Annotated in this window: 13 protein-coding genes; 9 read left to right on the top strand and 4 right to left on the bottom strand. The window is 66.9% G+C overall.

Going from position 1 to position 13,191, the window contains the following annotated elements; all coding sequences use genetic code 11:
- Positions 1-14 precede the first annotated feature (14 nt).
- From egtD to ACFQPG_RS03260, 5 genes are read left to right on the top strand one after another with little or no spacing between them, the layout of a single operon-like run.
- Complete coding sequence (gene egtD, locus ACFQPG_RS03280; RefSeq protein ID WP_380810263.1) at positions 15-929, top strand: L-histidine N(alpha)-methyltransferase; 915 nt, start codon at positions 15-17, stop codon at positions 927-929.
- A gap of 44 nt (positions 930-973) precedes the next feature.
- Positions 974-1,267: a YggT family protein gene (locus tag ACFQPG_RS03275; RefSeq protein ID WP_380810261.1), complete on the top strand. Its 294-nt coding sequence runs from the start codon at positions 974-976 to the stop codon at positions 1,265-1,267.
- 4 nt (positions 1,268-1,271) lie between these two features.
- Entirely contained in the window at positions 1,272-2,159 is an 888-nt protein-coding gene (folD, locus tag ACFQPG_RS03270; protein ID WP_380810259.1) for a bifunctional methylenetetrahydrofolate dehydrogenase/methenyltetrahydrofolate cyclohydrolase FolD, read from the top strand.
- Positions 2,156-2,797, top strand: a complete 642-nt coding sequence (locus ACFQPG_RS03265) for a hypothetical protein (RefSeq protein WP_380810257.1) — start codon at positions 2,156-2,158, stop codon at positions 2,795-2,797. The genes folD and ACFQPG_RS03265 overlap by 4 nt, the downstream gene beginning before the upstream one ends.
- A complete protein-coding gene (locus ACFQPG_RS03260; protein WP_380810255.1) occupies positions 2,794-3,423 on the top strand; it encodes a MarC family protein in 630 nt (209 codons plus the stop codon). The genes ACFQPG_RS03265 and ACFQPG_RS03260 overlap by 4 nt, the downstream gene beginning before the upstream one ends.
- A 3-nt stretch (positions 3,424-3,426) precedes the next feature.
- Here ACFQPG_RS03260 and ACFQPG_RS03255 read toward each other — a convergent pair whose 3' ends face one another.
- A complete protein-coding gene (locus ACFQPG_RS03255) occupies positions 3,427-5,199 on the bottom strand; it encodes an AcrB/AcrD/AcrF family protein (protein ID WP_380810253.1) in 1,773 nt (590 codons plus the stop codon).
- Positions 5,200-5,267: 68 nt separating this feature from the next.
- Between ACFQPG_RS03255 and ACFQPG_RS03250 the strand changes: the two genes are divergently transcribed.
- A complete protein-coding gene (locus ACFQPG_RS03250; RefSeq protein WP_380810251.1) occupies positions 5,268-5,675 on the top strand; it encodes a GtrA family protein in 408 nt (135 codons plus the stop codon).
- 19 nt (positions 5,676-5,694) lie between these two features.
- Positions 5,695-6,423, top strand: coding sequence for a class I SAM-dependent methyltransferase (locus tag ACFQPG_RS03245; protein WP_380810250.1), 729 nt, complete (start codon positions 5,695-5,697; stop codon positions 6,421-6,423).
- Here ACFQPG_RS03245 and ACFQPG_RS03240 read toward each other — a convergent pair.
- Both ACFQPG_RS03240 and ACFQPG_RS03235 read right to left on the bottom strand, forming a co-directional pair.
- Positions 6,357-7,376: a glycosyltransferase family 2 protein gene (locus tag ACFQPG_RS03240; RefSeq protein WP_380810248.1), complete on the bottom strand. Its 1,020-nt coding sequence runs from the start codon at positions 7,374-7,376 to the stop codon at positions 6,357-6,359. The genes ACFQPG_RS03245 and ACFQPG_RS03240 overlap by 67 nt on opposite strands.
- Positions 7,373-8,953 (bottom strand): hypothetical protein, encoded by a 1,581-nt coding sequence (locus ACFQPG_RS03235; protein ID WP_380810246.1) that lies wholly within the window; start codon positions 8,951-8,953, stop codon positions 7,373-7,375. Before ACFQPG_RS03235 ends, ACFQPG_RS03240 begins: the two co-directional genes overlap by 4 nt.
- 126 nt (positions 8,954-9,079) lie before the next feature.
- Between ACFQPG_RS03235 and ACFQPG_RS03230 the strand changes: the two genes are divergently transcribed.
- The gene (locus ACFQPG_RS03230) at positions 9,080-9,694 is read left to right on the top strand and encodes an EF-hand domain-containing protein (protein WP_380810244.1); all 615 of its coding nucleotides are present in this window, start codon (positions 9,080-9,082) and stop codon (positions 9,692-9,694) included.
- Between the two features lie 126 nt (positions 9,695-9,820).
- Positions 9,821-11,875 carry a S46 family peptidase gene (locus tag ACFQPG_RS03225; RefSeq protein ID WP_380810242.1) on the top strand — a complete coding sequence of 685 codons (2,055 nt, stop codon included), beginning with the start codon at positions 9,821-9,823 and terminating at the stop codon, positions 11,873-11,875.
- 66 nt (positions 11,876-11,941) lie between these two features.
- Here ACFQPG_RS03225 and ACFQPG_RS03220 read toward each other — a convergent pair whose 3' ends face one another.
- Complete coding sequence (locus tag ACFQPG_RS03220) at positions 11,942-13,177, bottom strand: class I SAM-dependent methyltransferase (RefSeq protein ID WP_380810240.1); 1,236 nt, start codon at positions 13,175-13,177, stop codon at positions 11,942-11,944.
- Positions 13,178-13,191 lie beyond the last annotated feature (14 nt).

Raw genomic sequence — 13,191 nt, 5'->3', positions numbered from 1 at the left:
CTTTCCGAGACGACGTGCTTCGCGGCCTTTCCCAGGTCTCGCGCGCCATTCCCGCCCGCTGGCTGTACGACGAGCGCGGGTCGGAGTTGTTCGATGCCATTACCCGGCTGCAGTCCTATTACCCGACCCGCACCGAAACCGCCCTGCTGGAGCGGATCATGCCGGAGATTGCTGCGCGGGTGGGGCCGGGCCGGGCAGTGGTGGAGTTCGGGGCCGGGTCGCTGACCAAGACCCCGATCCTGCTGGAAGCGGTCAAGCCCGCGCTTTATGTGCCGATCGACATTTCGGGCGATTATCTACGGGCCAGCGCGGCCGAGCTGGCCGTCAAGCTGCCGCATCTCCCCATCCACCCAGTGGAAGGGAATTTCGGCAACTCGCTGGAACTTCCCGCCGAGGCCGCTCCGCTGCCCAAGCTCGGTTTTTTCCCCGGCTCCACCATCGGCAATTTCGTCCCCCGGAGCGCGACCGACCTGTTGCGCCATTTCCGAGAGACCTTGGGCACCGGCGCGCTGCTGCTGATCGGCATGGACCGGGTCAAGCCGGTCGAGCGGCTGATTGCCGCTTACGACGATGCCGAAGGTGTGACCGCGGCGTTCAACTGCAACCTGCTGACCCGGATCAACCGCGAGCTGGCCGGCACGATCCCGCTGGACGCTTTCCGGCACGAGGCCCGCTGGAACGACATCCTGTCTCGCATCGAAATGCACCTGGTGGCGACGCGCGACGTGGACTTCTCCGTGGAAGGGCGCCCCTTTCGCTTCGCCGGCGGATCAAGCATCCACACCGAAAACAGCCACAAATACGGCCCGCGCGGCGGACGAATGCTGCTTCTGGCGGGCGGGTGGACCCCGCTTGCGGAGTGGACGGACCATGCTCGCGACTTCGCGGTGGTCCTGGCTGAGGCCCAGCCGCACCGGTTTGCGCCGTGAGCGGCCGTGTTGCCCACCAGACGCTCGACGGCTAAGCCGCGCCTATGCTTCTTGCGCTCTTCAACATCGCCGATCTGCTGCTTCGTGTCCTCTCCTGGCTGGTCATCGGCCAGGTGGTCCTGAGCTGGCTGGTTGCCTTCAACGTCATCAACACGTCCAGCGAAGGCGTTCGCCGCTTCCTTCAGGGCCTCGAGCGCTTCCTCGACCCGCTGTACCGCCCGATCCGCAAGATCATGCCCGACTTTGGCGGGCTCGACTTGTCGCCGGTCGTGCTGCTGATCGCCATTTCCATCATCCGAATGCTGCTAGCCGGTCTGGCCAGCGACGTCGCGGTTTGAGGCCGTGACCGCGGCGTCGATCGACGGTCGCGCCGCCGCTGCCGCGCTTCGGGAGCGGCTGGCCCATGTCGCCGACTTCTTTCACGCCAGCACTGGCCGCCAGGCAGGTCTCGCCACCGTGCTGGTCGGCGAGGATCCGGCAAGCGGCGTCTATGTCCGGGCCAAGGGCAAGGCGACTCGCGAAGCCGGGATGCAGAGCTTTTCCCACCAGCTGCCTGCGGACACGCGCGAAGGCGACCTGCTCGACCTGGTGGCAAAGCTCAATGCCGACGACCATGTCGATGGCATCCTGGTGCAGCTGCCGCTACCAGCTCAGATCGACTCCGCCCGGGTGATCGATGCAATCGCGCCCGACAAGGACGTCGACGGCTTCCATGTGGTCAACACCGGCCGGCTGGCGGTCGGGGCTGAGGCGCTGGTGCCATGCACTCCGCTCGGTTGCGTGCATCTGCTGACCCAGCAGCTCGGCGACTTGTCGGGCCTTGAAGCCGTGGTCATCGGCCGCTCCAACATCGTCGGCAAGCCGATGGCCATGCTGCTGCTTGGCGAGAGCTGCACCGTCACCATCGCCCACAGCCGCACCCGCGACCTGCCGGCGGTCGTTCGCCGCGCCGACATCGTCGTCGCCGCGGTCGGCCGGCCGGAGATGGTTCGCGGGGACTGGATCAAGCCGGGCGCGACCGTGATCGACGTCGGCATCAATCGTGTGCCCGCCAATGACGGCAAGACCCGCCTGGTGGGGGATGTGGCGTTCGATGAGGTGGCTAGGGTGGCGGGGGCGATCACCCCCGTTCCCGGCGGCGTCGGCCCGATGACCATCGCCATGCTGCTTCGCAACACCCTCGTCGCAGCCCACCGCCGGGCCGGCCTCAACCTTCCGGAGGGACTATGATCATAGCCGTGCTGCTTGCGGCGGCCGCGCCCGCCTCCACCGCCGTGGATGCCGAGCGGGCCTTTGCCGCTCGCGCCAAGCGGGTGGGCCAGTGGGCCGCCTTTCGCGAATACGCCGAGCCGACGGCGGTCATGTTCAATCCGCAGGCGGTCTGGGCGCATGAGTTCCTCAAGGGGCGCAAGAACCCTCCGCGGTCGGTCCAATGGTGGCCCGCGCGCAGCTTCGTATCGTGCGATGGCGACCAGGCGGTGAACACCGGTCCGTGGCGCAACGCCGGCAAGCACGGCTACTTCACGACCGTGTGGGTGCGCCAGAAGGATGGCGGGTGGAAGTGGTCGGTGGATGGGGGCGACGAGCTCAAGGCCCCGATTTCGGTGCCGCGCCAGCCGGCGGTTCGCCGCGCCAGCTGCGCCAATCTCAAGGCGGTTGCCAAGGCCTACCGTGCGGAAACCAAGACGACGGCGCAGATTGCCGGTTCGCCCCCCAGCGATGCCGGGCAGGGCCGCTCGGCCGATGGAACGCTGACCTGGGAATGGCGAGTGGCCAAGAACGGTGCGCGCCGGTTCCAGGCCCAGCTGTGGAACGGCCGCCGCTATGTCACCGTGCTTGAGCAGAGGGTCGCCGCCCCCAAGCCATGATCGAGCTGTTCACCACCGCCTTCATCACGCTTGCGGTGATCATCGATCCACCGGGCTGCGCGCCGATCTTCGCTTCGCTGACCAGCGGCGCGGACGCCGCGCACCGGCGGCGCATGGCGATCCGGTCGGCGATCGTCGCCTGGTGCATCCTGGTGTTCTTCGCCCTGCTCGGCGAGCCGCTGCTGAAGACGCTCGGCATCAGCCTGGCCAGCTTTCGTCTGGCGGGCGGGATCATGCTGTTCATCATCGCGCTGGAGATGGTGTTCGAAAAGCGCACCGAGCGCCGCGAGAAGCGCGCCCGCGAGATCGAGGAGACGCCCGAGCAGGAGGACATTTCGGTCTTCCCGATGGCGATCCCGATGATCGCCGGGCCGGGCTCCATTGCCTCGATCATGCTGCTCACGGCCCGCGCGCAGGGCCTGCTCGAGGGCGCCGTCGTGCTTGCGGCGATGACCGTGGTCCTTCTGCTGACCTTTGCCGCCCTGCTCGCGGCTGGACCGCTGATGAAGCTGATCGGCGCCAAGGTGGAAGCGATGATCACCCGAATCCTCGGCGTGATCCTGGCCGCGCTTGCGGCCCAGTTCGTGATCGACGGGCTAAAGCAGAGCTTCCCGGCGCTCGCCTGATCCCTAGCCGACGATCCGCCACATTCGCAGCGGCGAGCCCTTGCCCAGGTCGACCGGCTGCAGCCAGCCGGGCACCTGGCCGCGCTGCAGCTGGCCGTAGAAGCCCTGCGGGGCACCGGCCATGAACACGGTCGCCTGGCTCATGTTGGGGCAGATCAGCAGATAATCGGCGCGATAGCGGGCCGCGATGGTCCGGGCCTGGTCCGCCGAACCGCGGAACAGCAGCATCGTGTCGAGGATCGCCTGGCCATTGCGATGATAGGGTCCCGCAACCGAGTTGTGATGGGTCACGCTGATGATCCGCGGCGCCAGGTCGACAAAGGTGAAGACCATTCCTTTTGGCTGTCGCGCCACGGCCCGCATCGCCGGCAGCGACGGGCACAGGCGGTTGGCGCGGGCAACGGCCGTCTCGCGCTTGGTCGGCCTGGTCTTCATTACCGTGTCGAGAAGCAGCGGCGCCGCTCCGCCGAGGCCGACCACCACGATCGCCGCCGAGCCGACCGCCATCACCGCCCAGTTGCGAGCGCGCCAGGTGAGCGGAAGCAGGACCCACACGAACGCGACCGCCCCCGGGACTGCCATCATCTGCGCCGCCGGCCCGGCGCGGGTCTGCCAGAAAAGCAGAAGGAAGGCAGTCGCGAACAGTGCCGCCACCGCAAGCGTTCGGCGCAGCAGGTCGCGATTGCCTCGAACGTTCCACAACAGCAGCGCCCAGCCGATCAGCCCGGCAACCGGCAGGGTCAGCACGTTGACCATGATCCGCGGGCTGTGCTCGTAGATCGGCTTGGCCTCGCGCACATTGTTGAGCCACAGCTTGGCCACTTCGGGCGACACGCCCTCAAGCCGGCTGAGGCAGGTGGGCCACGCCAGCGCGTGGAAGGCGGCAACCGCCAACCCCGCCACCGCTGCGGCACCGAGACGCCAGCGCCAGTCCGCAGGCGACCACCACGCGAGCAGGACCAGCATTCCACCCGCCAACAGCGCGTCCGACAACCATACCGGGGATAGCGCGTCGCAGACCGGCAGGCGGTTGGCGTAGCTTGCGAAAACCAGGAAGCCAAACGCCGTGCCCCCCGCGAGTGCGATGGCGTAGGCGCCCAGCCGCTCGCGCTGGTCACGGTCGTCGACCCACATCAGCACCTGCGCCGCGCCGGCGAGCGCGAGATAGATCAGCATCTCCAGCCCGATGCTGAGTGACAAAGCGGTGGCGATCCCGGTCACCAGTCCGCCTCGCTGGCGATGCGGATCGGCCAGTCCGACCAGAGCCGTCGCCAGCAGGGTCAGCTGCCAGTTGTGGTGATCGATACGGTTGGGCAGGAACATGCCAAGCGTCGACCCGGCGAACCACAAGGCGACAAACATCAGGAGGAACGCGGCCGGAGCAATCAGCCGGCGGCAGATCTGTGCCAGCGCCGTGATCAGCAGGAAGAATGGGATCAGCGGCGCCGCCGCCACTGCCAGCCGCTCGGCCTGGGCGCCGCTGGTGAACCACTTGCCAACCGTGATCAGGGCCGCGATCGGCAGGTCCACCAGGTGCGACCAATGGATGTTGGCGCCATCGGGCGGGTTAAGCTTGTACTGGCGCAGGTCGAACCAATCCTGACCGGCCAGCCACGCGCGCACCTGCGCGATGCGCATGTTGTCGTCCGTGTCGGTCAGGTCGAACAGGCGGATGGCATCTAGCTTGGAGTTGATCAGCACGATGCAGCCGAGGATCCACGCATAGAGCACGATCCAGCGCCACCGCCGCGCCGCCCAGTCGAGAAACCCGCTCATGCCCCGATCATCCCCGCCGATATGGGCTGGCGCTCTAGCCGGTTGGCACTAAAGGGCAAGATCGAGCCATGCTGTCGACCTTGTCCCCCGAACGCCGCACCATCTTTGCCCAGCTGCTCCGCTTCCTGGTGAGCGGCGCAACGGTCACCGCGCTTGGTGTCGGCGTTTATGCAATCGTGGCCTTGCTGCTGCGCTGGCATCCGCAGCTTGGCAATCTGCTCGCCTACCTTGTTGCCATGGCGACGGGGTATGTCCTGCACAGCCGATGGAGCTTCAAGGACCATGGCGGCGAGCGCACGGGCGGGACCGGTGCCAAGTTCGTTGTCGTATCGCTGCTCAGCCTCGCGCTGAACAGCTTCTGGGTATGGCTGCTGACCGAGCCGCTGGCGCTGAGCCCGGCGTGGCCGATCGTCCCGATGCTGTTCGTCACGCCGCTGGTTACTTTTACCCTCAACCGTCAGTGGGTGTTTGCATGATGCTGCAGGGGGCTGGCTGATGGAACGGGTCGTCTACGATCGCATGGCCGAACTCGACCAATTGCATTGGTGGTACCGGGCCCGGCGCGAAATCCTGGCAGCCCTGATCCGCCGCCGCGCGCTTCCGCCGCAAGGCGCCAAAATCCTGGAGATCGGCTGCGGCACCGGCCACAACCTGGAGATGCTGTCGGCATTTGGCTCGGTCGAGGCGATCGAAGTCGACCCCGCCGCCCGCGCGATGGCGGAAGAGCGGCTCGGCCGCACGGTCGGCGCGGCACCGTTGCCGGCACTCGACGGTGTTCCCGACCAGGCATTCGACCTGATCGGCTCGTTCGACGTGATCGAGCACATTGCCGATGATTCTGCGGCGTTGGCCAGCATCGCGCGGCGCCTCAAGCCCGGCGGCAAGTTCGTGCTGACGGTTCCCGCTCACCAGTGGATGTGGTCGGCTCACGACGAGGTCAACCATCACCAGCGGCGCTATTCCAAGGCGGCGCTCAAGGGGCTGATCGACGGTTCACCGCTGAAGCTGGAGGCGATCGGTTATTTCAACAGCCTGCTGTTCCCGGTCGCGGTGGCGGCGCGGGTGGCGGGAAAGATCACCGGCAAGGAGGATAGCGATGACAAGCTGCCGCCCGCTCCTCTCAACGCCGCGCTGGAACGCGCCTTCGCGGCGGAGCGTCACCTGATCGGCAGGGTTCCGCTGCCGCCCGGCTTGTCCCTGTTCGCGGTCGCCTCCGCGACCTGACCGAGGCGGCCGTCCCGCGGCGGCCCGCCGCCTGCGACCGACTGGACGATATACAGCGGGCGCTGCTTGGCCTGGCTGTACAGCCGCCCGATATACTCGCCCATCATCGCCAGCACGAACATCTGCACCGCGCCGAGAATCACCACGATCAGCATGGTCGAGGTCCAGCCCTGCACGCTCTGCCCCGACAGCCAAGCATAGAGGATGTAGACGATGATCAGCAGCGATCCGGCCGACAACAGCAGGCCGAAGTGGCTGGCAAGCTTCAGCGGGGCGGAGGAGAAACCGGTCAGCGCATCGAAGGCGAAGCGCAGCATCTTGGACAGCGGATATTTGGTTTCGCCGGCCGCGCGCTCCTCGCGGTCGTAGGCGAACGGGATCTGGCGGAAGCCGATCCACGCCACCATTCCCCGGATGAAACGGGCCTGCTCGGGCATGGCCAGCAGCACGTCCAGCGCCCGCCGGCTCATCAGCCGGAAATCACCGGCGTCGAGCGGAATGTCGATTTCGGTCGCCCGCGACAGCAGGCGGTAAAAGGCATGGGCGGTTGCGCGCTTGAAGCGGGTTTCCCCGGCCCGGCTCTTGCGCACGCCGTAGACCACGTCGGCGCCGCGCCGCTCCATCGTCTCCAGCATCGGCGCGAGCAGCTCGGGCGGATCCTGCAGGTCGGCGTCGATGATCAGGATCCTGTCGCCCCGGCACAGGTCGAGGCCAGCCGTCAGGGCGAGCTGGTGGCCGTGATTGCGTGACAGGTCGATCGCGACCAGATGCGGGTCACTCGCGGCCAGCCGCTGCATGATCGGCCAGCTGTCGTCGCGCGAGCCGTCGTTGACCAGCACGATCTCATAATCCTCGCCCATTGCTGAGCGCGCCGCAGCCGTCAGCCGGCGGTGGAGCAGGTCAAGGCAGGCTTCCTCGTTGAAGCAGGGGACGACAATGGACAATCCGGTCATGGTGCCGGCCTGTTAGCCTGTGCCGGGTGCAGGCGGTAGAGGGCCGACCGGTTGTTGCCGCGCCAGACCGGCTCCGCCCCGGCGAGGAGCGCCGGATTGAACGGAGGCGGATCGAGCAGCCAGAGATAGTCGAACGCCCGGCGCGGAACCGCGGCAAGCGCAATGTTCACGGGAGTCGGATTGAGGCGGCAGCGCGGGTCCCGCACCAGCTGTGACGGGTCGTTGGAAAACAGGCCAGCCGGCGCGTATCTCACCGTCAGCAGCTTGGCGCCCTCGACCGTCCAATGATTATTCGAGAAGCCGTGGCGCCGGATCGTCACGAAGCCGCCGAGGTGGGCGTTACGCCACAGCGGCCAGCCGCGATCGGCGCAGCTGATCCCGACCAGCGTGACCACTCTCGCGCCCTTCGGCACCCGGTCGAGCGCAGCCAGCTTCTCGCGCTGGTCGTTTGCGGCGATTGCCAGGCTGGCGGTCACGGTGGCGGTCCGCACCAGCAGGAAAGCGAGGGCGCCATAGGCCAGCCATTGGCCGAACCGCGGCGGGGTCGGTCCCTTGAAGCGGATCGCAAGCAGTCCGACCGCAATCAGGAACGGCACCAGCCGCATGTCGGCATAGGCCGAACCGAAGATGATCCGCGGCAACACCACGAACGCCGCGCCCAGCACCAGCATGGTGAAGAACAGCATCCGCGACAGTGTCAGACGCGGATGAACGATCGCAAGGAGGAACACGGCGCCGGCGATCCCGACCATGGTCCGGTCATAATTGCGCCAGCGGTCCCGCAGCGCCATTTCGAACCACTTTCCCTTCCCCTTCCAGTTGAACCAGTCCTGCGTCAGCCCGCCGGCGCCTTCGCGCCACAGCAGCATCAAAAGGACCGGGACCGAGAGCGACAGGCAGTGGAAGGCCGCGCGCGGAGCCGACATGATCCAGCCCCGGCCGCGGTCATGCTGCCGCACCGCTTCCGCCGCGAAGCACAACAGGCCGAGCATGCCCCAGCCGAATGCATGGGTCAGCCAGACGAGGATCGAGATCGGGACAAAGATCGCGGCGCGAAGCTTGCTCTTGCCCAATCGGCCAAGCCGCAGCCACAGTCCGAACGCGAGGAATGCGAACGCCATAGCCAGTGCGTAATTGACGAAGCCGAACAGGAAATGATGGCCGTAGGCGAACGGCAACGCGAACATCACTGTCGGCGGCAAGCGGTAATGCACTTCCCGCGCCACCCACAGCATGCCCGCGACCGTCATCGGCGGGATGGTGAGAACAATCAGTTTGGCCGCCGGCTCCAGCCCGATCAGCTTGGCGAGTGGATAGATCAGCAGGTCGACGCCAAGGTTGCCGGCAAGCACCCACTTGAACTCGTAATAGCGCGACAGCGGCGGCGAATCGCCGTCCAGCTCCACCCGATAACGCAGCATGTGGCCAAACAGGTCGACCAACGGCGGCAGTGGCGGATAAAGCAGTGGCACGATCGACAGCACCACCATCGCCGCAACGAACGCGCGCGTTTCCCACCATGGCCGAGGGCCTGAGCGGACCGCAGTATCCGGGGGTGTCGCGATCATCCAGTCCATGCGTGGACGTCCCCCTAGCCCGCTGTCACCCGAATGACATCATCTTGCGCTGCGCTTCCAGCCTTGTTCAACCCGCATACAGGGGTCGGGGCATAAATCACGGGCAAACAACCCAGGAGTGTGCCCATGATCAAGTCGCTGCTCGCGGGCGCGGGTCTCGCCGTTCTCGCCGCCACCGCCGCATTCGCCCAACCGTCCTCCACCGTGCAGCCGCAGTTCGGCAATGCGCCGCGTGATGGCATCCAGACCCGCAACGAGGTGGTCGAGCGCGTGCGCGATCGCTTCGCCCGCATGGACCTCAACCGTGACGGCTTCCTGACCCGGGACGAGGCGCAGGCTGCCCGCGGCCAGATGCGAGGCCAGCGGATGGGCCGCAACGGGCAGCGGCAGATCGACCCCGCCCGGCGAGCGGAGCGCCAGGCCAGGGCCTTTGACCGTTTCGACCTCGATAGGAACGGTGTGATCAGCCGCGACGAGTTCGCCCAGGTTCGGACCACGCGGGGCGACCGGGGCCAGCGCGCTGGCATGCACCGCGGGATGCGCATGGGCGGTCGTATGGGTGGGCAGATGTTCGCCATGGCCGACCTCAACCGCGACAACCGTGTGTCGATGCAGGAGGCCACGCAAGCCGCGGTGCGCCATTTCGACATGGTCGACGCCAACCGCGACGGCCGCATCACTCGCGAGGAGCGCGAGCAGATGCGCCAGCGAATGATGGGGCAGCGCGGCGTTCGCGGCTAAGCGGATCCACCCCGCGAGGGTTGGTGCAGCAGGAGGCTCGGCGGGAAACCGCCGGGCCTTTTGCTTGCTTGTGCGCGCTCGCGCCGTCTGCAATCACTCCGTGGCATTTTCGATCAAAGGACCCTCATGCGCCACTCCCTTGCCCTTGCCGCCAGTGCCGCTTTCAGCCTGTTCGCCTTGTCGAGCGCCGCCCGCGCCGATGAGGGGATGTGGACCTTCGACGCCTTCCCCGCCGAGCAGATGCGCGCCGGCTACGGCTGGGCACCGGATCAGGCATGGCTCGACAAGGTGCGCGCTTCGGCGGTTCGGCTGACCGGGGGCTGTTCGGCCAGCTTCGTGTCGGATGCGGGCCTTATCTTGACCAACCACCATTGCGTGGTCAGCTGCCTTCAGGACCTGTCGACCGGCAGCAGCGATCTCGTGGCCAACGGCTTCACGGCGGCCGCCCGGAACGCCGAGCGCAAGTGCCCGGGGCAGCAGGCGGAGGTGGTAACCGCGATCAGCGACGTCACCAATGACGTGCAGCGGGCGATCGGCAATGCGACGGGCGAAGCCGCCGTCAAGGCGCGCGACGCGCGTATCGCGGAGATCGAGAAAGCCGGCTGCGCCGATACTGCCCGCACCCGCTGCCAGGTGGTCCGGCTTTATGGCGGCGGCCAGTACAAGCTCTACACCTATCGCAAGTATGACGACGTTCGGATCGCCTGGGCGCCGGAATTCGCCGCGGCCTTCTTCGGCGGCGATCCGGACAACTTTAACTTCCCCCGCTATGCGCTCGATGCCGCTTTCCTGCGCGCTTATGAAAACGGCCGCCCGGTCGCGAGCCCCAGCCACCTCAAGTGGAACCCGCGCGCACCGGTCGACGGGGAAGCGACGTTTGTGGTCGGCAACCCCGGATCGACCCAGCGCCTGTTGACCCAGGACCAGCTCGCGTTCCAGCGCGAGGTTGCGCTGCCGATCACGCTGGCGACCTATTCCGAGCTGCGCGGCCGATTGCTGTCGGCGATGGCGCAAACCCCCGAAAAGGCTCGCGAAGGGGCCGATGCGCTGTTCGGCGTGGAGAACAGCCTCAAGGTCTTCATCGGCCGGGTCAAGGCGCTGAACGATCCCGCCTTCACGGCGAAGCTCGCCGCGGCCGAGGCCGACCTCAAGCAGCGCTCGGCCGGGAATGCCGCGCTCGGCAACCCTTGGGCGGAGATCGCTCAGGCGGTCAGCGCCTATCGCGACATCTACGTTCCTTACCGCTTCATCACCCCGCAGAGCGACCTTTACGGCTATGCCGAAGCCTTGGTGCGCGCGGCCGAGGAGCGGACCAAGCCGAACGGCGAGCGGCTGCCAGGCTACACCGACAGCGCCCTGCCTTTGCTCGAGAAGCAGGTGCTCGACGCCAAGCCGATCACGCCGTGGCTGGAAGAGCTGACGCTAGGCTGGAGCCTGTCCAAGGCGCGCGAGTATCTCGGTGCCGACGATCCCCAGACCCGGCTGATGCTTGGGCGGGACAGCCCGGAAGGCCTCGCCAAACAATTGGTCAGTGGCACCCGCCTGGCCGACCCGGCCTATCGCAAGCAGCTGTGGGACGGCGGCGCGGCGGCGATCGCGGCCTCCAATGACCCGATGATCCAATATGCGAGGCGGCTAGACGCCCGCGATCGCGAGCTCACCCGCTTGTTCAACGAGCGCTACGATGCGCCGGTGACCGCGGCTCAGGCCCGGCTGGCCACCGCCCGCTTCGGCGCCTATGGCGCGACCGTCTACCCGGATGCGACCTTCACCTTGCGGATCAGCTACGGCAAGGTCGCAGGCTGGACCGAGCGCGGACAGCAGGTTCCGACCCGCACCACGCTCGGCGGAGCGTTCGAGCGGGCGACGGGCGCGGATCCATTCAAACTCCCGGCCGCTTTTGCCGGTAACGAGGCGCGGATCGACAAGGCGACCACCTACGACTTCGTCACCACGAACGACATTATCGGCGGCAACAGCGGATCGCCGGTGATCGATAGCGCCGGCACGGTGATCGGCGCCGCGTTCGACGGCAACATCCACAGCCTCGGCGGCAATTACGGCTACGATGCTAACCTCAACCGCACCGTCGTCGTCTCGACCGCCGCGGTGCAGGAAGCGCTGGAGACGATCTATCCTGCGCCAGCGCTGGTCGCGGAACTCAAGGGCAAGCGGCGGTAGGGAGCAGCGCCCCCGGGGTTGACCCGGGGGCCTCGCAATCGCGAAGCGTCGAAGGCGGCTCCCGGGTCAGGACCCGGATGACGCGAGCGCCCGGTATCTCTCCTCCACCTGGGTCATGTAGTCGCGGGTAATCGGCAAGGCGCGCCGGTCGCGGACATATTGCAGCTGGAAGTTGTTCATCGCACCATTCTCGAATGCGACGATCCCACCGGCGAGATAATACTCCCACATCCGGAAGAAGCGCTCGTCGTACAGTGCCTCGATCTCCGCCCGGTGCTCCTCGCAGTTCGCGAGCCAGTGGAGCAAAGTATACGCATAGTGCAGCCGCAGCGTTTCCACGTCGGCGGTGATCAGGCGGGCCGACTCGCTGGCCTCCGCGATCTGGCTGAGGCTCGGCACATGGTAGCCGGGGAAGATCCACTTGTCGGTGAAAGGGTCGGGTCCTGTGGCCTCACCATATTTGCCGATGGTGTGTAGCAGCATCACGCCGTCATCGGTCAGCATTTCCCGGCACCTGGCGAAGAATTCGCGGTAGTGCGCGGCGCCGACATGCTCGAACATGCCGACCGAGACGATCCGGTCGAATCGGCCGGTCACCTGGCGATAGTCAATCAGCTCGAACTTCACCCGGTCAGCGACGCCAGCCTCCGCGGCGCGCCGGCGGGCGACCGCCAGCTGCTCCTCCGACAAGGTGATGCCCAGGACATCCACGTCGGCGATGCGGTTGAGGTAAAGCGCAGTCCCGCCCCAGCCGCAGCCGATGTCCAGCACCCGCTGCCCGGGCTTCAGGTGGAGCTTGGCGGCGATGTGGGCCTTCTTGTCGGCCTGAGCCTGTTCCAGGCTGTGGTCCGGGTCGCGAAAGTAAGCGCAGCTATATTGCCGGTCCGTGTCCAGGAACAGCGCGTACAGCCGGTCATCGAGGTCGTAATGGTGCGCGACGTTGCGCTTCGCCTTGTCCGCCGGGTTGCGTCGCAGCTTGCGAAGCAGCGGCCCGATCTTTCCGCGGAGCATGATCCGTCGGCCCTGCCCCCCGCCTTCCCACGGATTGCTCCGCGCGATCAGCCGCAGGAAGTCCAGAATGGTCCCGCCTTCGAACTGCAGCCGGCCGTCCATATAGCCTTCGCCAAGGCCCAAGGACGGCTTGCGCAGGATTTCCCAGACGAGCTTGCGATCGGTCAGACGGACCGTGATGGCGCTATCGCCGGTTCCGCCCCCGGCAAGCTCCCGTTTGCCGTCAGGCCAAACAATGGTGATCCGGCGGTCCGGCAGCAGCCCACCGACCAGCTTCTGAAGAGCGCTCATTCGCCCTCAGTGGG

It is taken from the genome of Sphingomonas sp. GCM10030256, from assembly GCF_042666415.1.
In the GTDB taxonomy this organism is placed as follows: domain Bacteria; phylum Pseudomonadota; class Alphaproteobacteria; order Sphingomonadales; family Sphingomonadaceae; genus Sphingomicrobium.
Note: the sequence above shows the minus strand (reverse complement) of the source record. Positions and strands in the feature narration are given on the sequence as shown.